Below are 23,528 nucleotides of genomic sequence, written 5' to 3'. Positions count from 1 at the left end.
CGTGCGGCCGGGCCCGCCGGTTCGGCCGGGCCCGCCGGTTCGGCCGCTCCGGCCGCTTCGGCCGCTTCGGCCGCTTCGGTCAGCGGCTGAGGTGCGCGTCGAGCACGTCGCGCACCGTCGTCCACTCGTGCACGCCGTAGCGGTCGTTGTCGACGTGGTGCAGCTGCGCCTCGCCGCTGAACATGCTGACGAAGTACTGCATACCCTGCCACGCGGGGAACGGCTCGTCGTCGTCGGCGCGTGACAGGCGTCGGCCCACCCGCGCCATCGCCGACAGGGTGCCGGTCGTCCCCGCCCACTGCAGGCGGAAGTGCGTGCCGGTGAGCTGCGACATCGTGTCCGCGATGCTCCGGGACGTCACCCGGTCGCCCGCCACCTCGACGACGCGCGGCGCGGCCGGGTCGAGCGCGACCAGTGCGGTGGTGCGGGCGACGTCGTCCTTCGTGGTGAAGTCGAGCAGCTGGTCGGGGGACGACCAGTAGAGGACGCGCTGCCGGTCGAACAGGACGAGCGGCGCCTGACCGGTGAGCATGTCCGTGAACGCGCCGTTCAGCACCGAGGTCGCGCGGACGGGAGCGGCGTCGAGGTCGGCCGCGAACTCGCGGCGGAGCTCGAAGTTCCGGTTCGTGCCGGGTGTGATCGACCGGTAGTCGGCGGCGTAGTCGGACGGGACGAAGCGCTGCACGCCGGCCTCCACGGACGCGGCGAGCAGCGCGCGCTGGGCGTCGACGATCACCGGTCGCGTGCCGCTCACCGCGGAGACGACGACCTCCACCCCGGCGAGCGCCGTGGTCAGCGCGGTGCGGTCGGTGTAGTCCGCGGTGACGACCTCGACGCCGTCCGTGGCGAGTCGTTCGGCGGCGGGGGTGCCGGCGGTGCGGGTGAGGACGCGGACGTGGGTGTCGTGCTGCCGGAGTGCGTGGACGATGCGTGCGCCGAGGTCGCCGGTGGCGCCGGCGACGAGGACGGTGGTGGTCACGCCTGCTCGACGAACGCTGTGGGGTGGTCGATGGGGAGGGTGGTCTTCGTCGTCATGCGGCCAGTCTTCTCCGTGCGGGGCGTCCTCGTCCGGAGCGTGGCGTGTCAGTGGCTCCGGGGCGCGGCCTCGACCGCCACCGGTTCGAAGCGCGGGGGGACCCAGGTGAGGATGCCCTCGAAGAGCTGTGCGGCGGAGAGCAGGACGAGGAACACGGCGCTGGAGGCGGTCGCTGCCCGGACGCCGATCGCCGGGTAGAGCAGGAGCGCGACGCCGATGCAGATGCAGAGCACGGCGGCGACGAGGGTGAGTGAACGGACGGTGGAGAAGGTGGAGCCGGTGAGGATGACGGCTGCTTCGAGGAACCAGGCGAGGGAGATCACGAAGACCCAGATGCTGAGGGCGCCCGGTGGGTGGACGACGGCGATGACGCCGGCGACGAGCACGAGGGCGCCGAGCACGGTGTGGATCGTCCGGCGGAGCATCGGCATGCCGTCGCCTGCCTGGGCGCGGCCGATCCGGAGCAGTCCGGCGAGGACCATGTAGGAACCGAGCAGGTGCACCTCGGCGTCGAGCGCGGCGGCGGGCCGGGTGAGCACGAGGACGGCGATGAGGAAGCCCGCGGCACCGGTCACGAGGAGGACCACTGCCTGGCGGGCTCGTCGGGCTGCCGGTCTCGGTGTGTGTGCGGACCAGTTCTGCGGACGCGGCGTGCTCGGCGAGGTCGGTGTGTCGTCCATGGTCGTCCTCCGGTTGCTCCCTGTGCCGCACCGTCTACTCCTCTGCACGGCGGTTCGCTCGGTCCATGTGCACACATCGACAGTGGACGCGGACGCACGTTCGGGTGTAGGCCTTCCAGCACAACCCGAAGTCAGTGAGTTCCGGAACCTTGCAGGGAAGGTCGGTGGACGTCATGGACGTCGCACGGAGCACGGATGACCAGCCGCCGGTGGATCGACGACTGCGGACAGCGTTCGGCGTGCTGGGGGTCGTCGCGCTCCTCGCCGGTGTCGCGGCGCTGGTCCTGCCGCACGCGACGCTCGTCGCCGTCGTGTGGGTGTTCGGCATCTACCTCGTGGTGGCGGGTGCCACCCTGCTCGTCCGGGCCTTCACGGGCGGTACGGGAGCGTGGCGCCGGATCGGCCTGGTGGTCCTCGGGGTCCTCGTCCTGGCGGGCGGGGTGTTCGCGATCCTGCACCCACCGGTCGGTGTCCGCTGGTTGGGGCTGACGATCGGCTTCGCGTGGCTGCTCGAGGGCATCACGCTGCTGTACGCGCCGACGACGGACCACCGTGTCCTCGCGGTCACGGGGGCCGTGCTGAGCATGCTCAGTGGGCTGCTCCTCATCAACCTGCCGTACCTCGGTGCCGTGTTCGCCGTCGCCGCCGTCAGCAGTGTCCTCATCGTCTCCGGGATCGTCCAGCTCGTGATCGCCGTCCGGTGGCCGCGCGTCGACGGCTCCGGGGACGCCGTCCGTCCGGACGTGCCAGCGGTCTGATCGCGACCGGCACTCCGGCACCACCCGATCGCGCATCGTCGAGGGGGCTCAGATGACCGTGGAGGAACAAGAAGCGGCGCGCACCGCCGAGGGGGATCGGTCCCTGTCGGTCGTCGCACTCGCCGCGATGGTGGTCGGGTCGATGGTCGGCGCGGGCGTGTTCTCGCTCCCCCGGAACTTCGCCAGCGGTGCCGGTGTGGTCGCGACGGTCATCGCCTGGGTCGTCGCGGGTGTCGGGATGCTGATGCTCGTCTTCGTGTTCCAGGCGCTCGCCACGCACCGCCCGGACCTCGACGCCGGCATCTTCGCCTACGCGAAGGCGGGTTTCGGCAACTACGTCGGCTTCTTCTCCGCGTTCGGGTACTGGGCGAGCGCCTGCGTCGGGAACGTCACCTACTGGGTGCTCATCGGCTCGACCCTCGGGTCCGTGCTGCCGGCGTTCGGCGAGGGCGACACGCTGCTCTCCGTCGTCGTCACCTCGGCGATGCTCTGGGCGTTCCACCTGTTCGTCCTCCGCGGCACCCGGAACGCCGCAGTGCTCAACACGATCGTCACCATCGCCAAGCTCGTGCCGATCCTGCTGTTCGTCATCGTCGGTGCGGTGGTCGGCACGCACTGGGAGACGTTCCGGCTCAACCTCTGGGGCGGTGCCGAACCGAGCGCCGCCGAGCTGTTCTCGCAGGTCCGCTCCACGATGCTCATCACGGTGTTCGTCTTCCTCGGCGTCGAGGGCGCGACGGTCTACTCCCGGTACGCCCGACGCCGGGAGGACGTCGGACGCGCGACGGTGAGCGGGTTCCTCGGCGTCCTCGCGGTGTTCGCGCTCGTCACGCTCGTGTCGTTCGCCGCGCTGCCGGCCGCGGACCTCCGTGGCCTGAGGCAGCCCTCGATGGCCGGGGTGTTCGGTGAGGTGGTCGGGACGTGGGGTGCCGTCCTCATCAACGTCGGACTCGTCGTCTCCGTGCTCGGCGCCTACCTGGCGTGGACGCTCATGTCGAGCGAGGTCCTGTTCGAGGCCGCTCGGCAGGAGGACGCCCCACGGTTCCTCACGGTCGTGAACCGCCACGGGACGCCGTGGATGGCGCTCCTGTTCACCAGCGGCCTCATCCAGGTCTTCCTCGTGATCACCATGTTCTCCGACGACGCACTCACGTCGATGCTCGAGCTGTGCAGCTCGTTGTCCCTCATCCCGTACTTCCTCACGGCGCTGTACGCCGTGCAGTTCGGCGTGCCGAGGTGGTCGCGCGGCGCGCACGGCGACGCGCCGCCCACCGGCGGCAGCCCGCTCAGCCGCGGGCAGCTCGTGGCGGCCCTCGTCGCGGTCGTGTACACGGTCTTCCTCGTCATCGCGGCGGGTCCGCAGTACCTGCTGCTGTCCTTCCTCATCTACGCGCCCGCGACCGTGCTGTACGTCGTCGCGCGACGTGAGCGGCGCCTCCAGGTCTTCACCCGGTGGGAGGTCGTGCTCTGCATCGTCGCGATCACGGGCGCCGTGGTCGCGCTCATCGGACTCGTCACCGGATCCATCTCGCTCTAGGAGGCACCATGCCCACCGACACCACGTCCCCCGGACCGGACCCGGACGCGTCGCCGACGTTCGGCGCGTACTCCGAGGTCGGCCGACTCCGCAGGGTCCTCGTCTGCGAGCCGGGTCTGGCGCACCGACGGCTCACGCCGAGCAACAACGACGCACTGCTCTTCGACGACGTCCTCTGGGTCGAGAACGCCCAGGAGGACCACCGCGAGTTCGTGGACAGCCTCCGGTCCCGTGACGTCGAGGTGCTCGAACTCCACCAGGTGCTCGCCGAGACCCTCGCGGTCCCCGGAGCCCGCGACTGGCTGTTGCAGCGGAAGGTCACCCCGAACGAGGTCGGCCCCCTCCTCGTCGACGCGACCCTGGCCCACCTCGACGGGTACGGCGACCGCGAGCTCGCCGACGTGCTCATCGGCGGCCTGGACGTCGAGGACCTCGACCCCGGCGAGCGCCCGGACCTCCTCCGACTGCACGGCGACGCCTCGGCGTCCGACTACCTCATGCCGCCACTGCCGAACATGCTGTACACCCGGGACACCACGTGCTGGATCAACGGCGCCTTCACCCTCAACCCGCTGTTCTGGCCGGCGCGCCACGACGAGACCCTGCTCATGCAGGCGGTGTACACGTTCCACCCGTCGTTCGCGCCGGCCCTCGACCGGCTGGTCTGGGGCGACCCGGAGCGCGACTGGGGACTCGCGACGATCGAGGGCGGCGATGTGCTGCCGGTCGGGGGCGGGGTGGTCCTCGTCGGGATGAGCGAGCGGACGTCGCGGCAGGCGATCACGCAGGTCGCGGCGGCGTTGTTCGAGCGGGGCGAGGCCGAGCGCGTCGTCGTCGCGGGCATGCCGAAGCTGCGGGCGGCGATGCACCTCGACACCGTGCTGACCTTCGCGGACCGGGACGTCGTCACCGTGTACCGCGCGATCGTCGACCACGTGCACGCCTTCACGCTGCGGCCCGGCGTGGGTGGGACCGTGGACGTGACCGACGAGTCCCGTCCGTTCATCGACGTGGTCGCGGACGCGCTCGGCGTCGGACGGTTGCGGGTGGTGGACACCGGGGGCGACGACCACGCCGCCGAGCGGCAGCAGTGGGACAGCGCCAACAACGTCGTGGCCGTCGAACCGGGGGTGGTGTACGCGTACGACCGGAACACGCTGACGAACGACCTGCTGCAGGCGGCGGGCATCGAGGTGCTCACCATCCGCGGCGCCGAGCTGGGTCGCGGTCGGGGCGGGGGGGGCACTGCATGACGTGCCCGCTCCTCCGTGATCCCCTGCCGGCATGACCGCCCCTGCCGACGACGACGTCGAGCGGCCCCGAGGCCGCCCGACCTCCGGATCGCGCCGCGACGGGGCGGGGTGGTGGACGGCGGTCGTCGGCGGGGTCGTCGTGGTCGTGGCCGTCGGGGCGCTGGCCGGCTGGGTCGGCGCCACCACCGGCGGCGGTGCACGCAGCGGGACGGGCGGGGCGACCGTCGGCCGTGCGGCGGCGTGCGACGCGGCGCAGGTGGCGCGGCGTGTGCTGCCCAGCGTGGTCACGATCGAGGTCGGCGGGGACGGTGGCGACGGTGGGTCGGGCAGCGGCGAGGTCATCGACGGGTCCGGCATCGTCCTGACGAACGACCACGTGGTCGCCGCGGGCGCTGACGGCACGGTGACCGTCCGGCTCGACGACGGGACGGAGCTCGACGCGGCGGTGGTCGGGCGTGATCCCCGGACCGACCTCGCGGTGCTGCGCACCCACGGAGGGCGTCGCCTGCCGGCACTGCCGTGGGGATCGTCGGACGGCCTCGTCGTCGGTGAACCGGTCGTCGCGCTGGGAGCGCCGCTCGGTCTGTCCGGCACGGTCACCACGGGCGTGGTGAGCGCCCTCGGACGGGACGTGCCCGTCCCGACCGGCGACGGCACGGGCAGCACGGTCCTGACGGGTTCGATCCAGACCGACGCCTCGATCAACCCCGGCAACTCCGGAGGGGCGCTCGTCGACTGCTCGGGTCACCTGGTGGGGATCAACACCGCGATCGCGACCGTGCCCGGCGCCGGCGGCGGAAGCAGCGGCAGCGTCGGCATCGGGTTCGCCGTGCCCGCGGCGGTCGCCCGTCCGGTCGCCGAGGCACTGCTCCGGGACGGACGCGTCGCCCACCCGACGGTCGGGATCAGCACCGCGCCGGTCGCCCTGCACCAGGCGGACGGCTCCGTCGCCGTCGGCCTGCAGCTCACCGCCGTGGCCGCGGGCGGCCCGGCCGATCGTGCCGGGCTGCGGCCCGGCGACGTCGTCACCGGCGTGGAGGACGTCGGCTCCCTGCACCCCGACACCATCGCCCATCTCGAGGCGACACGGGATGTGGGGGACGTCGTCCGCGTGACGTACCGCCGGGACGGCGCGGAGCACGAGGCCCGGATCGCGCTCCGCGCCGCACCGACGACGTGACCGGCACACCGACCCTGCACCACGAAGAGAACGGACAACGACATGACCACGACAGAGACCGGACCGATCGTCGTCGGGTTCGACGGCTCCGACCCCGCGGTCGCGGCGCTCGAACGGGCCCTCGTCCTCGCCGAGCGGCTCAGCAGCCCGGTCGAGGTCGTCACCTCGTGGCGCTGGCCGCTGACGTGGAGCACCCTCCCGGTGGCGAACACCTGGTCGCCGCACGACGACGCTGAGGAGATCCGCCGGCACGCCGACGAGATCATCGGACGGCATGCGTCGCTCGGGGTCGACGTCCGCACCCGCACGGTCGAGGGCGGTCCGGCCGAGACGCTCCTCGCCGCTGCAGACGCCGCCCGACTGCTCGTCGTGGGCAGCCGTGGACGTGGTGGGTTCCGGGGACTCCTCCTCGGGTCCGTCAGCACCGCCTGCATCCAGCACGCCACCTGTCCCGTGCTCGTGGACCGGGGCGACACGACCACGGCCGACGCGGACGCACCCCGCAGACCGATCGTCGTCGGGGTGGACGGCTCCCCCGAGTCCGGTCGAGCGCTCCGCTTCGCGGTGACCCTGGGCCGCCGTCTCGGACTCCCGGTCCGGACGATCACCACCTGGCAATGGCCGGACGCACTCAACCGGGACGAACCCCCCTTCGACCACTGGTCCCCGGAGCAGGACGCACTCGCGACGGCATCGTCAGCGCTCGACGCCGCCGACGACGTCATCGACGACGACGTCGACGTCGAGTCGGAGCTGATCGAGGGACGCCCCGCCGAGGTCCTGCTCGAGGCGGGGCGCGACGCGTCGTTCCTCGTGCTCGGCAGTCGCGGCCTCGGCGGGTTCCGCGGACTGCTCGTCGGCTCGGTCACGCAGGAGTGCGCCCAGCACGCGACGTGCCCGGTGCTCGTCCACCGCCCCTGACCCGCGGAGCCGCACCGTTCCGTGCGTGCCGGTAGGTTGGCGACGTGACGACGATCGACCTCAACAGCGACCTCGGCGAGGGCTTCGGCGCCTGGACGATGGGTGACGACGAGGCGATGCTCGACGTCGTCTCCTCGGCGAACATCGCCTGCGGAGCCCACGCCGGCGACCCGTCGATCATGCTCGCCACCTGCCGCGCCGCTGCCGAGCGGGGTGTGACGGTCGGCGCGCACGTCGCCTACCGGGACCTCGTGGGGTTCGGACGTCGGCCGGTGCAGGTGACTCCGGACGAGCTGTACGCCGACGTCGTCCACCAGCTCGGCGCCCTCGTCGCCACGGCCCGGGTCGCGGGCACGGCAGTGCGGTACGTGAAGCCGCACGGCGCGCTGTACAACACCGCGTGCGCGGACCCGGTGCAGGCCGAGGTGGTGGCGCGTGCCGTCGCGGACGTCGACCCGACGCTGACGCTCCTCGCGCTGCCGGGCTCCGAGCTGCTCCGCGCGGCGACCGACCGCGGACTGCGCGCCGTCGGCGAGGCGTTCGCCGACCGCGCCTACGAACCGGACGGGTCGCTCGTCTCCCGGAGCCGTCCGGGCGCGGTGCTGCACGACCCGGACGTGATCGCGGAACGGGTGCTGCGGATGGTGACCGACGGCACGGTGACCGCCGTCGACGGGTCCGAGGTCCCGGTCGGCGCGGACTCGGTCTGCGTGCACGGCGACACACCCGACGCGGTCGCGATGGCGCGTGCGATCCGGGCGCTCCTCACCCGGAACCGCGTCGCGGTCGCCCCGTTCGCATGAGCCTCGACGTCCGGACGGCGGGGACCTCGGCCCTGATGCTGACGTTCGGGTCCCTCGCCGAGGCGGTCGCCTTCCGCGCGGGTCTGCGATCGACGACCGCGATCGCGGGGGTCACCGAGGTGGTCTCCGGCGCGCGGACGCTCCTCGTCCGCTTCGACCCGCGCGCCACGGACGCCGTGCGGCTCCGCGCCGCGCTCGCCGACGTGCGCCCGCGGGAGGTCGGCCCGTCCGGCAGCGGTGAGGCCGTCGTCGTCCCGGTCACGTACGACGGCGAGGACCTCGAGGAGGTGGCCCGGCTCGCCGGGACGACCCCGGTCGCGCTCGTCGCCTGGCACACCGGTCAGGTGTGGACGAGCGCCTTCTGCGGCTTCGCCCCGGGCTTCAGCTACCTCACCGGCTCGGCGCCGTTGCTCGACGTCCCCCGGCGGAGCACGGCGCGCACGGCCGTTCCGAGCGGCAGTGTCGGGCTCGCGGGCGGGTTCAGCGCCGTGTACCCGCGCACCTCTCCGGGAGGGTGGCAGCTCATCGGCCGAACGGACGTCCCGATGTGGTCGGTGGACCGTGACCCGCCGGCACTCGCGCCCGCCGGCACCCTGGTCCGGTTCGTCGACGTCGGAGCGGCATGAGCGCGTTGACCGTCGTGCAGGTGGGCCCCGGGACCTCCGTCCAGGACCTCGGTCGTGCCGGCTTCAGCGACACGGGCCTCGGAACGGCGGGCGCCGCCGACCGTGGAGCGGCTGCCCTGGCGAACCGCCTGGTCGGCAACCGTCCGGAAGCGGCCGTCCTGGAGGCGCTGCTCGGCTCCGTCACGCTCCGCTCGGACGCGCACGTGGTCGCCGCCGTCACGGGCGCACCCTGCCCGGTCACGCTCGAGCGTGCGGACGGCCGGGTCCGGGGCGCCGCCGCGTACGAGGTGCTCACCCTGGCTCCGGGCGACGTGCTCCGGATCGGCACCGCGACCGCCGGACTCCGGTCGTACCTGGCGGTTCGGGGCGGGCTCGCGGTCGAGCCGGTGCTCGGCAGCCGGTCGTGGGACTCGCTCGCGCGCCTCGGTCCCCCGCCGGTCGCCGTCGGGGACCTCCTGCCCGTCGGGGACGCTGCCGGCTCCTGGCCGCTCGTCGACGCGGTCGCACCGCCACTCCTCCCCGTTCCGGGCGAACCGGTGGTGCTCGAGGCGGTCGCCGGTCCCCGCGACGACTGGTTCACGCCGGAGTGGCGCACGGTCCTCACCGACCAGGACCACCACGTGACGCCGGACAGCGACCGGGTCGGTGTCCGCACGACGGCCGCACGACCGCTCGTCCGCGCGGTCGCCGGAGAGCTGCCGAGCGAGGGCGTCGAGACCGGATCACTGCAGGTCCCGCCCGAGGGGCACCCCGTGCTGTTCCTCGCCGACCACCCGGTCACGGGCGGCTACCCGGTCGTCGCCGTGCTCACTCCGGCAGCCGTGGACCGCGCCGCGCAGCTCCGCCCGGGCGACGCGGTCCGGTTCCGCGTCGTCGGCTGACTCACCCCGCGTACCGGGGGTCGGCTGCCGGGTCGTACGGCTGCGAACCCCACGAGCCGGCGTCCGCGCCCGCCGGCAGTGGGTGCTCGGCCTGCCACGTCGTGTCGACCGCGTCGAACTCCGAGGCGGTGCACCAGTCGAGCGTGTACACGTCGGACGCGCCGAACGCCACGAAGAGCGATGACGTCGGGATCCGTCCGAGCGACGCCCCGCGCGCCGTCATGCACCCCTGGAAGCGGTCGAACGCGGCCAGGTACTCGCTCCGTGTGACGATCCCGTCCTCCATCGCCTCGTCCTGGGCCGCGCTGGCCCTCGGGACGGGTGGCGTCCGGAGCCACCCGTACGAGAGCGTCCACCCGAGGTCGCCGTGGACGGTGATGTGGACGGTGCGGCCCGCGATGTCGGTGGCGCGACGGGAGTCGGACGTCGTCGACCCCGCGGTGCACGACGACGAGGAGCGGGGCCGCCCGGACACGGTCTGTTCGAGCACGCCGTTCCCGGTCCGGCAGGTGGCGACCCAGACGAACGTGTCGGCGCCCCGCGGCGGCGTCCCGACGGTGATCGTCTCGTCCGCCGAGCCGACACGCCCCACGGGCGTTCCGACGACGGTCCGGTACGAGGGACCGGCGCCGTGGACGACGACCGCGGCCCGGCTCTGCGCCTCGATCGCGGCCGGGTCGGGGCTCGCCGCCGCGGTGACGGCACCACCGACCGCGGCGCCGCCGAGCACGCACGCGATGGCTCCGGCGACGGTGCCGAGGTGTCGACGACGCCGTCCGGACGTCCGTTCGACCGTGTCGACGAGCAGTGCCCGCACCGCCCGGTCGCGTTCGTTCGTGTCCGTGATCTTGTTCATGGCCGTACTCCGTTCCGTTCGACGACCGGTGTCGTGATGGTGGTGCCCGGGGTGAGCGCTGCCGCCAGCCGGGCACGTGCACGCGACAGTCGGGACTTCACCGTGCCCGGTGCGATGCCGAGCGTCGCGGCGATCTCGCGCTCGCTGTAGCCCTCCAGGACGGACAGCGTGATGATCTCCTGGTCGCGGTGGGCGAGCGTCCGCAGCGCCCGGATCGCCTCACCGTCGTCGTCGTGGTCCGCGTGGTCCGGTACGGGCTCGGGTGGTGGCAGTCGGTCGAGCGCGGCCCGGTAGCGACGTGCCGCGCGGGTCTGGTTCCGCGCCACGTTCGTCGCCGTGACGAGCAACCACGGCAGGAGCGACCCGTCGACGAGTCGCACGCGCGCTCGGTTCCGCCACGCCTCGAGGAACACGATCGCGACCGAGTCCGCCGCGTCCGTCCCCACCGGCACCAGCCGCATGCAGTGCCGCTGCACCCGGTGCCGGTGCCGGTCGAACACCCGCCCGAACGCCTCGCCGTCACCCTCGAGCGCCATCGCCCAGTCCGATCTGTCCACACCCTGCAGTGTCCGGGACGCCCCCGTCGGTTCCATCCCGCCATCCTGATGGACGCCGGGCGCGGTGCGGGCCCGCACCGCGCCTCCCGTCCGCCCCACGTCGACGTCCCCCGCGCCGGCGGACGTCGGGCCGCCCACGGGATGGGACGATGGGGGCATGACCGCCACGCTCGTCGCCAAGGGCCTCGCCGGCGGGTACGCCGCTCGCACGCTGTTCGATTCCCTCGACCTCACGGTCGCCCCGGGCGACGTGATCGGCGTCGTCGGGGTGAACGGTGCCGGCAAGTCGACGTTGCTGCGGCTCCTCGCCGGCGTGGACGAACCGCTCGCCGGGACGGTGTCGCTCGCCCCCGTCGACGCCTTCGTCGGGTGGCTCCCCCAGGAGCACGAGCGCGTCGCCGGCGAGACCGTCGCCGCCTTCATCACCCGTCGGACCGGGTGTGCCGACGCGACCGCCGCCATGGACCGTGCGGCGGAGGCGCTCGGCGACCCGGACGCGGGCGACGCGGCTGCGGACGCGTACTCCGCCGCGCTCGAGCGGTGGCTGGCGTCGGGAGCGGCGGACCTCGACGAACGGATCCCGGTGGTGCTCGCCGAGCTCGGCTTCGCCACAGGCACCGACGACGGCGGCGTGGGACCGGACTCGCTGATGACGTCGCTGTCGGGCGGTCAGGCGGCGCGGGTCGGGCTCGCCGCACTGCTGCTGTCCCGGTTCGACGTCGTCCTGCTCGACGAGCCGACGAACGACCTCGACCTGGACGGCCTCGACCGGCTCGAGGCGTTCGTCCGCGGGCTCCGCGGCGGTGTCGTGCTCGTCAGCCACGACCGCGAGTTCCTCGCGCGCTCCGTGACCGCGGTCCTCGAGCTCGACCTCGCGCAGTCCTCGAACCGGCTGTTCGGCGGCGGCTACGACTCCTACCTGGAGGAGCGCGAGATCGCCCGGCAGCACAAGCGCGACGCCTACGAGGAGTACGCCGCGACGAAGGCCGACCTCGTCTCCCGCGCCCGGACCCAGCGGGAGTGGTCGAGCCAGGGCGTCCGGAACGCGATGCGGAAGAACCCGGACAACGACAAGATCCGCCGCCGTGCCGCCAGCGAGTCGAGCGAGAAGCAGGCGCAGAAGGTCCGGCAGATGGAGTCACGCATCGCCCGGCTCGACGAGGTCGAGGAGCCCCGCAAGGAGTGGCAGCTCGAGTTCACGATCGGCAGCGCACCGCGGTCGTCGTCGGTGGTCGCTACGCTCTCCGACGCCACCTTCGTGCAGGGCGACTTCACCCTCGGTCCGCTCTCGCTGCAGGTCAGCGGCGGCGACCGCATCGGCATCACCGGGCCGAACGGTGCCGGCAAGTCCACCCTGCTCCGCGCGCTGCTCGGCACCCAGGCACCGACGAGCGGCACCGCGTCCCTCGGGTCGAGCGTCGCGGTCGGCGAGATCGACCAGGCGCGCGCGGCGTTCACCTCCGACCAGCCCCTCGCCGCCGCGTTCGAAGCGCTCGTGCCCGAGTACACGACGGCGGACGTGCGCACCCTGCTGGCGAAGTTCGGGCTCAAGGCGGACCACGTCGGTCGCCCCGCGAGTGCGCTCTCGCCCGGGGAACGCACCCGCGCGGGGCTGGCGCTCCTGCAGGCACGCGGGGTGAACGTCCTCGTGCTCGACGAGCCGACGAACCACCTCGACCTCGCCGCGATCGAGCAGCTCGAACAGGCCCTCGACACCTACGACGGCACCCTGCTGCTCGTGACCCACGACCGTCGCATGCTCGAGACCGTGCGGCTCGACCGACAGTGGCGGGTGGAAGCGGGACGGGTCACCGAACGCTGACCAAGGCGGTCAGTGGAACGGGCACCCACCGCGGACCCGCCCGCCGGACGCCGGCATGGTCGGGAGCCGCCGCCGGTCGACCTCGAGCCCCTCGTCGTCGATCCGCACCCGGGGATCGCTGAGCACGGCGACCCCGGCAGCCAGCGCGGCGACCGCGACCTTCTCCCCCGGGCACCGGTGGCCGGTCGCCACGTCCGCTCCGCCGTGCGGGACGAACGTCGGGATCGACTCCCAGTCGTCGACGTCGAGGAAGCGGGACGGGTCGAACGCCGCCGCACGGTCCCAGGATCGGTCGTCGGTGTCGGTGCCGAGGACGTCGAGCAGCACCCGGCCACCGGCGGGCAGCCGTCGGCCGTCGAGTTCGACGTCCGCGGTCGCCCACGCCGGCAGCAGCGGCACGAACGGCGCGGTGCGACGGATCTCCTGCGCGAACGCCACCGCGAGCGGACCGTCGACGGGCGTTCCACGCGCGGCGGTCTCCTCCGCGATCCGGTCACGCCACTCCGGGCGGTCGTGCAGCTCCTTCGCCGCGAACGCGACGAAGCGGGCGACGGCGATCGCGGGCCGGATGCTGTTCTGCAGCTCGATGCCGGCGAGCCGTGGGCGGAGGAGCGCACCCGACCCGTCACGGTGCCACGCCCACTCGTGCAACGCGGTGCCCGGGTCGGGTGTGAGTCGTCCGCTGCGGACCGCCTCGACGAGCCGTGCAGCGTGGCGGTCCGACCAGTGTCGGTCGAGCACGGCGAGCAGGAACTCCGGCGAGTACGGCACACCGAAGCCGTCGACGATCCGCGCGAGCCGCGCCGCCCAGCGGGTCTTCGCGTCCGCCGTCCCCGGCAGTCCCGCCCACCGCATCACCGCCCGGCCGATCGCGCCGACGGCGGCGTCGTAGGCGGATCGTCGTCCGCCCTCCGTCCACTCGGCGAGTTCCCCGAGCCACTCCTGGGCGAGGAGCGGCGTCAGCCTCCGGACCTGCTCGTCCTCGTACGCGACGTCGACGAAGGTGGCCTTGCGGTGACGGTGCGCCGCGCCGTCGAGGGAGTGCACCGAGCCGACGCCGAACAGGGTGCGCTGCACGATCGCCGGCATCGCGCCGTGACGAGCGGTCCGTGCGCCGTCGTAGAAGAGCTCGACTCCCTCGCGGCCCCGGACCAGGAGCGCACGCTTCCCGAGCAGCCGGAGCGGGACCGCACGTGCCCCGGGACGGGTCCGGCGCCAGAGGTGGGCGCCGAACCCGTAGCCGCGGGTGAGGAGCGAGAGGGAGTCGTCGATCGGCATGCCGCCATGCTGCCGGTCGTCGCCCGATCAGGCTCTCGGGAGCGCCTGCAGTGCGAGCCGTTCGACGACCTCGGCGCTCTCCTCCTCGGGTGTCCGGTCGGCGGCGATCGTGATGTGCGCCTCGTCCGGCTGCGGCGGTTCGAGCGTGGCGAGCTGGGACGCCAGCAACGAGGTCGGCATGAAGTGGCCGGAGCGCTGGCTCATCCGGTCCTCGATGAGGTCGCCCGAACCGGCCACGTGCACGAACACGACCCCCGGCCGGCGGAGCACGTCACGGTAGGACCGTTTGAGCGCCGAACACGTCACGACTCCGGGCGCACCGGTCTCCAGGTGCGTGCGGATCCACTCGGCGACGACGTCGAGCCACGGCCAGCGGTCCTCGTCGGTCAGCGGGGTGCCCGCGTGCATCTTGTCGACGTTCGCCTGCGGGTGCATGGAGTCGCCCTCGGCGAAGTCCCACCCGAGCTGCTCGGCGACCATCGCCGCCACGGTCGACTTCCCCGATCCCGAGACGCCCATCACGACCAGCACCCGGGCGTCGGGCACGACTGCGGCGCTCAATGGATGAACACCCCGGCGAGCAGGACCCCGAGCAGGCCGAACACCGAGATGAGGCACTCGAGCATCGTCCACGTCTTGAACGTCTGCCCGACGGTGGTGTTGAGGTACCCCTTCACGAGCCAGAACCCGGCGTCGTTCACGTGCGACAGGAAGACGGAACCGGCTCCGATCGCGAGCACGAGCAGCGACGTCATCGGCGAGGACAGGTCGTGTGCGATCGGCGCCATGATGCCGGCGGCGGTCACGGTCGCGACGGTCGCCGAACCCGTGGCCACGCGGACGAGCGCGGAGACGACCCAGGCGACGAGCAGCACGGAGACCCCGGAGTCCTTCACCGCGTCGGCGATGACCCCACCGATCCCGGTGTCGATGAGGACCTGCTTGAACCCACCGCCGGCGCCGACGATGAGCAGCACACCGGCGACCGGCGGCAGCGCGCTCTCCAGGGACCTCGACACGGCCGAGCGGTCCATGCCGCCGCCGATGGCGAAGAAGACCATCGCGTAGAGCGCCGCGATCCCGATGGCGATCATCGGCGTGCCGAGGAAGTCGAGCACGCTGACCCACGAGCCGGAAGCGTCCGGGACGGTCGCCTCGCGGACGGCCTGGGCGAGCATGAGGACCACCGGCAGCAGGATGCCGACGAGCGCGACGGTGAAGGACGGGCTGCGCGGTTCGCTGATGACGCGGGTGAAGTCGCTCTTGCCGTGGGGCAGGGATGCGGTGTCCTGCGTGGCGGGGCCGCGCCGCGCCTCCCGGCCCTCGTGGGCGGGGTCCTGCTGACCGGACCCGTCCCGCGAACCGAAGATGTCCGGGGCGGGGATGTCGACCCAGCGAGCGGCGAAGCGCGCGAAGAGCGGGCCGGCGAGGACGATGACGGGGATCGCGAGCACGATCCCGAACGCGAGCGTCGTGCCGAGGTTCGCGCCGACCGTCGAGATCGCGACGAGCGGGCCGGGGTGCGGCGGGACGAACGCGTGCATCGTGGAGAGGCCGACCAGCGCCGGCACGGCGATCTTCATGATCGGGACGGAGCTGCGCTTCGCGACGAGCACGATGATCGGGATGAGGAGGACGAGGCCCACCTCGAAGAACATCGGCAGACCGATCAGCGCACCGATGAGGGCCATCGTCCACGGGAGCGCGGCCTTCGACGAACGCCGCACGAGCGTGTCGACGACGCGGTCGGCAGCACCGGAGTCGACGAGCATCTTGCCGAACATCGACCCGAGGCCGACCAGGATGCCGACGCTCGTCATCGTCGCACCGAACCCGGTGCCGAAGCTCGCGACCGCCTTGTCCGGGGCCAGACCGGCACCGATGCCGACGCCGAGCGCGCCGATCGTGAGCGCGATGAACGGGTGCACCTTGAGCCAGGTGATCAGCGCGATGATCACGACGATGCCGATCACCGCCGCGATGACGAGCTGCGCGACCGGGCCGGACGGGTCGACCGTCTGGGTCCCGCCGCTGTCCGCTGCGAGCACCGTGGCCACGTCGGCCGGGAGAGCGTGAGGCATCAGGGCCCCTTCCTGGAGCCGCCGCTGTGCGGCTCCGTCGCCTTCGTTTCGAGTACGGTCCGGCACCGATCGGCCGAACCGTCAATAATCTGATAAATCAGACTATACGACGATCCACCGCGCGGCACCCGCTCTCCCGAGCAGTCTGCCGATTCGATGGAGACCGCGTCACACCGCCGCGTGACGCGTACTGCATGGAGGAACGATGGCGACCGCACGCGGACTGCACGCCCAGGTGCTCGACACCCTCGGGCAGCGCATCGTCGACGGGTCGCTCGCGACGGGCGCGGTCGTCCGACCGGAAGCCGTCGCCGACGAGTTCGGCGTGTCCCGGTCGGTCGTGCGCGAGGCGCTGCGGGTCCTCCAGTCGCTCGGGCTCGTCGAACCGCGGCAGCGCGTCGGCACGCAGGTGCTCGGGATCACGTCGTGGGAACTGCTCGCGCCGACCGTCATCCGGTGGCGCGGCGCCTCCCCGTCCTACTTCGTGCAGCAGCGCGAACTCCTGGAACTGCGGCTCGGCGTGGAGCCCGTCGCGGCCTCCCTCACCGCCGGTTCGTCGGGCGCCCGGGCCGTGCTGCACGCCGCGACCGACATGTCGGACGCCTGCGCCCGCGAGGACAGCCGCGCCTACCTCGAGGCCGACGTCCGGTTCCACCGCGCGCTGCTCACCGCGTCCGGGAACGCCGTGTTCGCGCACTTCGCGGGCACCGTCGAAGCGCTGCTGCGGACCCGGACGTCCGAGTCACGCGACACGATCACGCGGTGGACCCGGGACGCCGCGGCCCGCCACCTGGCGGTCGGACGCGCGCTCGTCGACGGCGACGCGGCAGCCGCGTCGGCGGCGGCGGGCGAGTTAGTCCGGGTCACGCGCGACGAGTTCATCGCGGAGGCACCCTCCGCCTGACCGGACCGACGTCGGCCTGGAGGCGCGGGTCGGGCCCGCCGCGCGCCTCCCGTCCGTCATCGGCGCGGTGTCAGGGGCGGTCGGGTGCGGTGCGGCCGCGCGCGAAGAGCCGCGGTCCGCGCAGGCGCAGCCGCATCGTCACGGTGCCGAGCCAGCGGTCGTACTTGTACCCCACCTTGCCCATCCGGCCGATCTCCTCGAAGCCGAGTCGTTCGTGCAGCCGGATGGACGCCTCGGCCTGGCGGTCCGCGATGACCGCCACGACCTCGCGCACCCCGGCGGCGCGGCACTCCTCGAGGAGCGCCTCCATGAGCGCGCGCCCGAGCCCCTTCCCGCCGGAGGCCGCACCGAGGTAGATCGAGTCCTCGACGACGTGGTTCGACCGATCGCGCGGGTTCCAGGGGTCCACCAGTGCGTAGCCGAGGATCTGCCCCGACGGGTTCTCGGCGACCAGGAACGGCAGCTTCCGCTTCCGGATCTCGTCGTACCGGCGCTTCCACGCGGCGAACGTGAAGGCCTGCGGGTCGAACGTCACCGACGAGTTCCGGACGTAGTGCGTGTGGATCTCACGGACGTCGGGGAGGTCGGTGGGCTCCGCCGCCCGGATCGTGTACGTGAAGGGCGCCTCGGGAGCGACGGGCGCGCGCAGGTGCCGCGGCAGGACACGGCGGCGCTGGTATTCCTCCTCGAGCACGTCCGTGAGCCTATTCGCTCGGCAGGGACCAGTCGACCGGATCGGCGCCCTGGGCGCGCAGCAACGCGTCGACCTGCGAGAACGGTCGGCTGCCGAAGAACCCGCGCGATGCGCTCAGCGGGGACGGGTGCGCCGACGCCACCACCGGCGTGTCGCCGAGCAACGGCCGGACGGTGCCCGCCTGCGCACCCCAGAGCACGGCGACGAGCGGCTTCCCGCGGGCGACGAGCGCACGGACGGCCTGGTCGGTGACGGCTTCCCACCCCTTGCCGCGGTGGCTCCCAGCGGCGCCCGCCTCGACCGTCAGCACACGGTTGAGCAGGAGGACGCCCTGCGCCGACCACGCCCGCAGGTCGCCGTGCGGCGGCGATGTCACGCCGAGGTCGTCGTGGAGCTCGCGGTAGATGTTCGCCAGGCTGCGCGGCACCGGTCGCACGTGCGGGTCCACCGCGAACGACAGGCCGATCGGGTGACCGGGCGTCGGGTACGGATCCTGCCCGACGACGAGCACCTTGACGGCGTCGAAGGGGTCGGTGAACGCGCGGAGGACGTGGTCGCCCGCCGGCAGGTAGTGCCGACCCGCGGCCACCTCGGCGCGGAGCCAGTCGCCCATCCGGTGGACGTCGTCCTCGACCGGCGCCAGGGCACGAGCCCACCCCGGGTCGACGAGGTCGGCGAGCGGCCGGGGCTGCACGGGCCTACGCGCCCATCGTGGCGACCGAGACCGACTCCTCGCCGGAGACGACCCGCCAGACGCTGCCCGTCCCCCGGACCTCGAGCGCGCCCTCGCCCACGACGAGCGTGGTGTCCTCGTCGATCGCGAGACCGGCGGTGACGAACTCGGCCTCGGCGCTCGCGATGAGCCGCGCGAGCGTGCCGGCCTGGACGGCGTGCACGTCGATGGTCAGGTCCACCAGCCCGAGCCCCTCGCGCAACTCGACCTCGTCGAGCCCTTCCGACGCCGCCTCGGGGCAGATCTCGACGCCGCCGATGCGCCACCCGCCGACCAGGGCACGGTCGGCCGCGATCATCGCGCCCGCCGAGTACCCGAGGTACGGCAGGCCGTCGGAGACGAGCAGCCGGATCTGGTCGACGAGCGGTGCCACGGCGTCCAGGTAGTGGGGGGTCACGCCGCCGCCGACCACGAGCGCGTCGACGTCGCTGAGCACCGTCGTGCTGAAGACCTCGCCCGGGGCGACCTGCGTCACGAGGACCTCGGCCTGCCGCGCGCCGCCGAGGACCTCGGCGATGTCGGCCGTGGAGCCGGGGCCGGAGCCTGCGGCGTCGGCGACGGACAGCAGCCCGATGCGGGGCACGGTGCGCCCGACCGCAGCGGACCGGACGGCCGCCTCGGCGATGAACGGGGCGGCGGCGTCCGACGCGGCGAAGGGACCCCCGCCGACCAGGTGGATGCTCACGACTCGGCCGTCACCGGGGCCAGGGCGCTCCACGGGAAGGTGATCCACCCGTCCACCCGCCGCCAGACGTGGTCCGGCTCGAGCACGGTGCCGGGCTTCGAGTAGAGGCAGGCGCTGCGGACGTCCGCGCCGGCGTTCCGGATGATGTCGACCACGAGGCGCAGGGTCCGACCGGAGTCCGACACGTCGTCGACGACCAGGACGCGCTTGCCCGCGAGGCTCGGCGCGTCGAGCGCCGGCGACAGGATGACCGGCTCGTCGAGGCGCTGCTCGACGTCCGTGTAGAACTCGACGTTGATCGAGCCGCACTCCTTGGTGCCGAGCGCGTAGGCCACCGCTCCGGCGATGATCAGGCCACCGCGGGCGACGGCCACGACGACCTCGGGCTCGAAGCCGGACGAGAGGACGTCCTTGGCGAGCAGTCGCGCGGCATCACCGAACTCGAGCCACCCGAGCACCTCCGGCCCGCTCGTCACGGTCACGGTCTCGGTCTCGGTCGAAGGAGCCTGGCCGGGTGACCCGGAGTCGCTGGTGATCGCCATCCGACCACGGTACCGGCACCGGCCCCGCGCCCGCGACCCGCACGGGCACCCCGGGCGCGTGCCGCCGTCGGATGGTCCGACCCGGTCAGCTCCGGGGCGTGAGCGGACCGCGCGCGAGCTTGTGCTGCGCCGACTGCGCCACCGGCCGGATCGTGACCAGGTCGAGGTTGACGTGCGGCGGGAGCTCGACCGCGTGCACGATCGCCTCCGCCACGTCCTCGGCGACGAGCGGCTCCGGCACGTTGTCGTAGACCGCCGCCGCCTTCGCCTCGTCGCCCCGGAAGCGGGTGAGCGCGAACTCGTCGGTCTTCACCAGGCCGGGCGCGATCTCGACCACGCGGATCGGTTCGCCGTTGAGCTCCAGCCGGAGTGCGGCGACGAGGGCGTGCTCGGCGAACTTCGCGGCGTTGTACCCGCCGCCGTTCTCGTACGCCACGTGACCGGCGGTGCTCGTCACGGTGACGATGTCGGCGTTCCCCGCATCGGCAGCACGGCGACGCAGGTGCGGGAGCAGGGCCGCCACCACCCGCTTCGTCCCGATGACGTTCACCTCGAACATGGCGCGCCAGTCCTCGACGTCGGACTCCTCGACGCTGGCCGACCCGAACGCACCGCCGGCGTTGTTCACGAGCACGTCCGCTCCCCCGGTCTCCTCGACGCGGGCGGCGAGCCGGGCGACGTCCTCGGCGTCGGTGATGTCGGCCACGAGCACCTCGGCCCCGGTGGACGCGGCGAGCGCCTCGAGCTTCGCGGCACGACGGGCGACCGCCAACACCTCCCAGCCCCGCTCCCGGAACAGTCGGACGGTGGCCGCCCCGATGCCCGAGCTCGCTCCGGTGACGACTGCACGACGTGCCATGTACTTCCTCCGTGGTGGGGACGGGTGTCACGACAACCGTACCGATCCGGCGGGATGGCGATCCGGTACCGTGACCGGGGATGACGACGGATGCCGCCCCTCCTGCGCCCTCGGCGCCCGCCACGCAGCTCGACCCCGGACGCACCGACCGCCGCATCCCGATGTGGGACACGGCACGGTTCCTGGCGGTGACGCTCGTGGTGATCGGTCACGCGATCCAGCGGCAGACGCCGGCGAGCGAGCACGCCCTCGCGCTGTACACGTTCATCTACGCGTTCCACATGCCGGCGTTCGGTGTGATCAGCGGCTACTTCTCGTCGGCGGACACCCCGACGGCGAAGCGCATGCGTCGGACGATCACGGACATCGTCGTGCCGTACATCGTCATGCAGACGATCTGGACCGTGGTGCAGGCGATCGTCGAGGGTGGCAAGCAGTTCAACCCGACCCAGCCGACCTGGACGCTCTGGTTCCTGCTCGCCCTCGGGATCTTCCGGCTGATCCTGCCGTACCTGGCGCAGCTGCGGTGGCCGCTGTTCTGGGCGGTCGTGTGCAGCATCGGGGTGGGGTACCTCGACAACGTCGACTCCACCCTGTCGCTGTCGCGGGCGATCAGCCTGCTCCCGTTCTTCCTGGTCGGCTGGCAGGTCAAGCAGTGGGGGCTGTTCGACCGGTGGTACGAGGCACCCCGTCGCGTGGTGGTCCGCGTGCGCATCGCCGCCGCCGCGGTCTTCGCGGCGTGGGGCGTGGCGTGTGCGGTCTGGATCCCGCAGTTCAAGGAGTTCGACCTGCACCACTGGTTCTTCTACGACGACTCGTACTCGGGTCTCGGCGAGGACGCGTGGTGGGCAGGCGGTGTCCGGTTCGGGCTCATGCTGCTCGCCGCACTCCTGACCGCGTCGTTCCTGCTGCTCGTGCCCCGCCGGACCGTCTGGATCACCCGGTTCGGCGCCGCGACGATGTACGTGTACCTCCTGCACACGTTCGTGCTCTACCCGATCCGGGAGTCCGGGGTGCTCGCCGGGCCGCACTCGGCGTGGCCGTACGTGCTGCTCATGGTCGCGATCGCCTGCGCGGTGAGCCTGTTCCTCGCGCAGCCGTTCGTGCGCCGCGGGATGCGGTGGCTGCTGGAGCCGGACGTCAGGTGGTTGTTCCGTCGAGAGCCGGCGTGACGGCGGGCCGCACGGCTCGTCCCGGCACGGCTGGCGCGTCCGGCGCGTCCGGCGCGTCCTGTGCGTCCTGTGCGTCCGGGGCGGCGGCGTCCGTTACGTCGCGTGGCGCGAGTGCTGGTGCGCGCCCGGCCACCTGCGTACCGTGACCAGCGACGCGACGCCGCGCCGTTCCTCCCGGCCGGCGTCCGGCGACCCGACGACCCGACGACCGACAGCACCGACAGGAGCACCGATGAGCACGAACGACGCAGCCGCCTGGCGGTTCGAGACCACGCAGGTCCACGCGGGCGCACAGCCCGACCCGACCACGGGTGCCCGCGCGACGCCGATCTACAAGACCACGTCGTACGTGTTCGAGAACTCGGACCACGCGCGTGACCTCTTCGCGCTGGCCCAGCCGGGCAACATCTACTCGCGCATCATGAACCCGACCAACGACGTCGTCGAGCAGCGCATCGCGGCGCTCGAGGGCGGGTCCGGCGCGCTCCTCGTGTCGAGCGGTCAGGCTGCCGAGACCTACGCCGTGCTGAACATCGCCGGCGCCGGGGACCACATCGTGTCCTCGTCGTCGATCTACGGCGGCACGTACAACCTGTTCAAGTACACGCTCGCGAAGCTCGGCATCGAGACCACGTTCGTCGAGGACCAGGACGACCTCGAGGAGTGGCGCCGCGCCGTCCGGCCCAACACGAAGCTGTTCTTCGCCGAGACGATCGGCAACCCGAAGATCAACGTCCTCGACATCACCGGCGTGAGCGGTGTGGCGCACGAGGCCGGTGTCCCGCTCATCGTGGACAACACCATCGCGACGCCGTACCTCATCCGCCCGTTCGAACACGGCGCGGACATCGTCGTGCACTCGGCCACGAAGTTCCTCGGCGGTCACGGCACAGTGATCGGCGGCGTCATCGTCGACGGGGGACGGTTCGCGTGGTCGGAGCACGCCGAGAAGTTCCCCGAGTTCAACACCCCGGACCCGTCGTACCACGGTGCCGTGTTCGCGCAGGCGGTCGGCAACGAGCTGGCGTACATCATCAAGGCGCGGGTGCAGCTGCTCCGCGACCTCGGTGCGTCGAACTCCCCGGACACGGCGTTCACGCTGCTGCAGGGCATCGAGACGCTGTCGCTGCGCATCGAGCGGCACGTGCAGAACGCGCAGGAGATCGCCGAGTGGCTGGACCGTCACCCCGACGTCGCCACGGTCGCGTACGCCGGACTGCCGACGTCGCCGTGGTACGCGGCGGCGACGAAGTACGCGCCGAAGGGCGTCGGCGCGGTGCTGTCCTTCGAGCTCAAGGGCGGTGTCTCGGCCGGCAAGGCGTTCGTGGACAACCTGCAGCTCTTCTCGCACCTGGCGAACATCGGTGACGTGCGCTCCCTGGTGATCCACCCGGCGTCGACCACCCACTCGCAGCTCACCCCGGAGCAGCAGCTGACGACCGGTGTCACGCCGGGGCTGGTCCGGCTGTCGGTCGGCATCGAGAACATCGAGGACCTCAAGGCGGACCTCGAGGCGGGGCTCGCCGCTGCCCGGGCGGTGTCGCAGGAGGGGCTGCGCGCGTAGCGCTGGCGCGCTGTCGGTGCGGCGCGGCGGGTGGTGCGGCGCTGCGGGTGGTGCGGCGCTGCCGTGCTGCCGACCCGGAACGACGAAGTCGCTGTCGTACGACAGC

24 protein-coding genes are annotated in these 23,528 nt (G+C 72.7%); 12 read left to right on the top strand and 12 right to left on the bottom strand.

Going from position 1 to position 23,528, the window contains the following annotated elements; translation table 11 throughout:
• Positions 1-79: 79 nt before the first annotated feature.
• On the bottom strand, positions 80-979 hold the full coding sequence (locus ACTJKO_RS02320) for an NmrA family NAD(P)-binding protein (protein ID WP_440685270.1): 900 nt from the start codon (positions 977-979) through the stop codon (positions 80-82).
• 104 nt (positions 980-1,083) lie between these two features.
• Positions 1,084-1,623 carry a DUF308 domain-containing protein gene (locus ACTJKO_RS02315; RefSeq protein WP_440685268.1) on the bottom strand — a complete coding sequence of 180 codons (540 nt, stop codon included), beginning with the start codon at positions 1,621-1,623 and terminating at the stop codon, positions 1,084-1,086.
• Between the two features lie 266 nt (positions 1,624-1,889).
• Between ACTJKO_RS02315 and ACTJKO_RS02310 the strand changes: the two genes are divergently transcribed.
• The 8 genes from ACTJKO_RS02310 to ACTJKO_RS02275 are packed head-to-tail and all read left to right on the top strand — an operon-like array spanning position 1,890 to position 9,675.
• Positions 1,890-2,474: an HdeD family acid-resistance protein gene (locus ACTJKO_RS02310; protein ID WP_440685898.1), complete on the top strand. Its 585-nt coding sequence runs from the start codon at positions 1,890-1,892 to the stop codon at positions 2,472-2,474.
• A gap of 52 nt (positions 2,475-2,526) precedes the next feature.
• Positions 2,527-4,011 (top strand): basic amino acid/polyamine antiporter, encoded by a 1,485-nt coding sequence (locus ACTJKO_RS02305; protein WP_440685266.1) that lies wholly within the window; start codon positions 2,527-2,529, stop codon positions 4,009-4,011.
• 8 nt (positions 4,012-4,019) lie between these two features.
• Entirely contained in the window at positions 4,020-5,264 is a 1,245-nt protein-coding gene (locus tag ACTJKO_RS02300) for an arginine deiminase (RefSeq protein WP_440685264.1), read from the top strand.
• 31 nt (positions 5,265-5,295) lie between these two features.
• Positions 5,296-6,444: a S1C family serine protease gene (locus ACTJKO_RS02295; RefSeq protein ID WP_440685262.1), complete on the top strand. Its 1,149-nt coding sequence runs from the start codon at positions 5,296-5,298 to the stop codon at positions 6,442-6,444.
• A 42-nt stretch (positions 6,445-6,486) separates the two neighbouring features.
• Positions 6,487-7,365: a universal stress protein gene (locus ACTJKO_RS02290; protein WP_440685260.1), complete on the top strand. Its 879-nt coding sequence runs from the start codon at positions 6,487-6,489 to the stop codon at positions 7,363-7,365.
• A 44-nt stretch (positions 7,366-7,409) separates the two neighbouring features.
• Positions 7,410-8,168, top strand: a complete 759-nt coding sequence (locus tag ACTJKO_RS02285) for a LamB/YcsF family protein (protein WP_440685258.1) — start codon at positions 7,410-7,412, stop codon at positions 8,166-8,168.
• A complete protein-coding gene (locus ACTJKO_RS02280; RefSeq protein ID WP_440685256.1) occupies positions 8,165-8,794 on the top strand; it encodes a 5-oxoprolinase subunit B family protein in 630 nt (209 codons plus the stop codon). The genes ACTJKO_RS02285 and ACTJKO_RS02280 overlap by 4 nt, the downstream gene beginning before the upstream one ends.
• A complete protein-coding gene (locus ACTJKO_RS02275; protein ID WP_440685254.1) occupies positions 8,791-9,675 on the top strand; it encodes a biotin-dependent carboxyltransferase family protein in 885 nt (294 codons plus the stop codon). Before ACTJKO_RS02280 ends, ACTJKO_RS02275 begins: the two co-directional genes overlap by 4 nt.
• Position 9,676: 1 nt before the next feature.
• Here ACTJKO_RS02275 and ACTJKO_RS02270 read toward each other — a convergent pair whose 3' ends face one another.
• Complete coding sequence (locus ACTJKO_RS02270; protein WP_440685252.1) at positions 9,677-10,531, bottom strand: hypothetical protein; 855 nt, start codon at positions 10,529-10,531, stop codon at positions 9,677-9,679.
• Positions 10,528-11,088 (bottom strand): RNA polymerase sigma factor, encoded by a 561-nt coding sequence (locus ACTJKO_RS02265; protein WP_440685250.1) that lies wholly within the window; start codon positions 11,086-11,088, stop codon positions 10,528-10,530. Before ACTJKO_RS02265 ends, ACTJKO_RS02270 begins: the two co-directional genes overlap by 4 nt.
• Before the next feature lie 157 nt (positions 11,089-11,245).
• On the opposite strand from ACTJKO_RS02265, the gene ACTJKO_RS02260 reads away from it, so the two are divergent.
• The gene (locus tag ACTJKO_RS02260) at positions 11,246-12,910 is read left to right on the top strand and encodes an ABC-F family ATP-binding cassette domain-containing protein (RefSeq protein ID WP_440685248.1); all 1,665 of its coding nucleotides are present in this window, start codon (positions 11,246-11,248) and stop codon (positions 12,908-12,910) included.
• A 9-nt stretch (positions 12,911-12,919) separates the two neighbouring features.
• Here the strand turns inward: ACTJKO_RS02260 and ACTJKO_RS02255 are convergent, their stop codons facing one another.
• The 3 genes from ACTJKO_RS02255 to ACTJKO_RS02245 are packed head-to-tail and all read right to left on the bottom strand — an operon-like array spanning position 12,920 to position 16,269.
• Positions 12,920-14,188: a cytochrome P450 gene (locus tag ACTJKO_RS02255; RefSeq protein ID WP_440685246.1), complete on the bottom strand. Its 1,269-nt coding sequence runs from the start codon at positions 14,186-14,188 to the stop codon at positions 12,920-12,922.
• A gap of 27 nt (positions 14,189-14,215) precedes the next feature.
• Positions 14,216-14,749 carry a gluconokinase gene (locus tag ACTJKO_RS02250; protein WP_440685244.1) on the bottom strand — a complete coding sequence of 178 codons (534 nt, stop codon included), beginning with the start codon at positions 14,747-14,749 and terminating at the stop codon, positions 14,216-14,218.
• The gene (locus ACTJKO_RS02245; protein ID WP_440685242.1) at positions 14,746-16,269 is read right to left on the bottom strand and encodes a GntP family permease; all 1,524 of its coding nucleotides are present in this window, start codon (positions 16,267-16,269) and stop codon (positions 14,746-14,748) included. The genes ACTJKO_RS02250 and ACTJKO_RS02245 overlap by 4 nt, the downstream gene beginning before the upstream one ends.
• Positions 16,270-16,474: 205 nt before the next feature.
• On the opposite strand from ACTJKO_RS02245, the gene ACTJKO_RS02240 reads away from it, so the two are divergent.
• Positions 16,475-17,173, top strand: coding sequence for a FadR/GntR family transcriptional regulator (locus tag ACTJKO_RS02240; RefSeq protein WP_440685240.1), 699 nt, complete (start codon positions 16,475-16,477; stop codon positions 17,171-17,173).
• Between the two features lie 70 nt (positions 17,174-17,243).
• Here the strand turns inward: ACTJKO_RS02240 and ACTJKO_RS02235 are convergent, their stop codons facing one another.
• From ACTJKO_RS02235 to ACTJKO_RS02215, 5 genes are all read right to left on the bottom strand, one after another.
• A complete protein-coding gene (locus tag ACTJKO_RS02235; protein ID WP_440685238.1) occupies positions 17,244-17,867 on the bottom strand; it encodes an N-acetyltransferase family protein in 624 nt (207 codons plus the stop codon).
• Positions 17,868-17,877: 10 nt separating this feature from the next.
• Positions 17,878-18,561 (bottom strand): uracil-DNA glycosylase, encoded by a 684-nt coding sequence (locus ACTJKO_RS02230; RefSeq protein ID WP_440685236.1) that lies wholly within the window; start codon positions 18,559-18,561, stop codon positions 17,878-17,880.
• A gap of 4 nt (positions 18,562-18,565) precedes the next feature.
• Positions 18,566-19,285, bottom strand: coding sequence for a Type 1 glutamine amidotransferase-like domain-containing protein (locus ACTJKO_RS02225; protein ID WP_440685234.1), 720 nt, complete (start codon positions 19,283-19,285; stop codon positions 18,566-18,568).
• Positions 19,282-19,827 carry a phosphoribosyltransferase gene (locus ACTJKO_RS02220; protein ID WP_440685232.1) on the bottom strand — a complete coding sequence of 182 codons (546 nt, stop codon included), beginning with the start codon at positions 19,825-19,827 and terminating at the stop codon, positions 19,282-19,284. The genes ACTJKO_RS02225 and ACTJKO_RS02220 overlap by 4 nt, the downstream gene beginning before the upstream one ends.
• A gap of 85 nt (positions 19,828-19,912) precedes the next feature.
• Positions 19,913-20,686, bottom strand: coding sequence for an SDR family oxidoreductase (locus ACTJKO_RS02215; RefSeq protein WP_440685230.1), 774 nt, complete (start codon positions 20,684-20,686; stop codon positions 19,913-19,915).
• Between the two features lie 80 nt (positions 20,687-20,766).
• Here ACTJKO_RS02215 and ACTJKO_RS02210 point away from each other — a divergent pair, with 80 nt between their 5' ends.
• Both ACTJKO_RS02210 and ACTJKO_RS02205 read left to right on the top strand, forming a co-directional pair.
• Positions 20,767-21,858: an acyltransferase family protein gene (locus ACTJKO_RS02210; protein ID WP_440685228.1), complete on the top strand. Its 1,092-nt coding sequence runs from the start codon at positions 20,767-20,769 to the stop codon at positions 21,856-21,858.
• Between the two features lie 232 nt (positions 21,859-22,090).
• A complete protein-coding gene (locus ACTJKO_RS02205) occupies positions 22,091-23,422 on the top strand; it encodes a bifunctional o-acetylhomoserine/o-acetylserine sulfhydrylase (RefSeq protein WP_440685226.1) in 1,332 nt (443 codons plus the stop codon).
• The last annotated feature ends 106 nt before the right edge of the window (positions 23,423-23,528 follow it).

This window comes from Curtobacterium sp. 22159 (assembly GCF_052045775.1).
Lineage (GTDB): Bacteria > Actinomycetota > Actinomycetes > Actinomycetales > Microbacteriaceae > Curtobacterium.
This window is presented reverse-complemented; position numbering and strand designations above follow the sequence as displayed.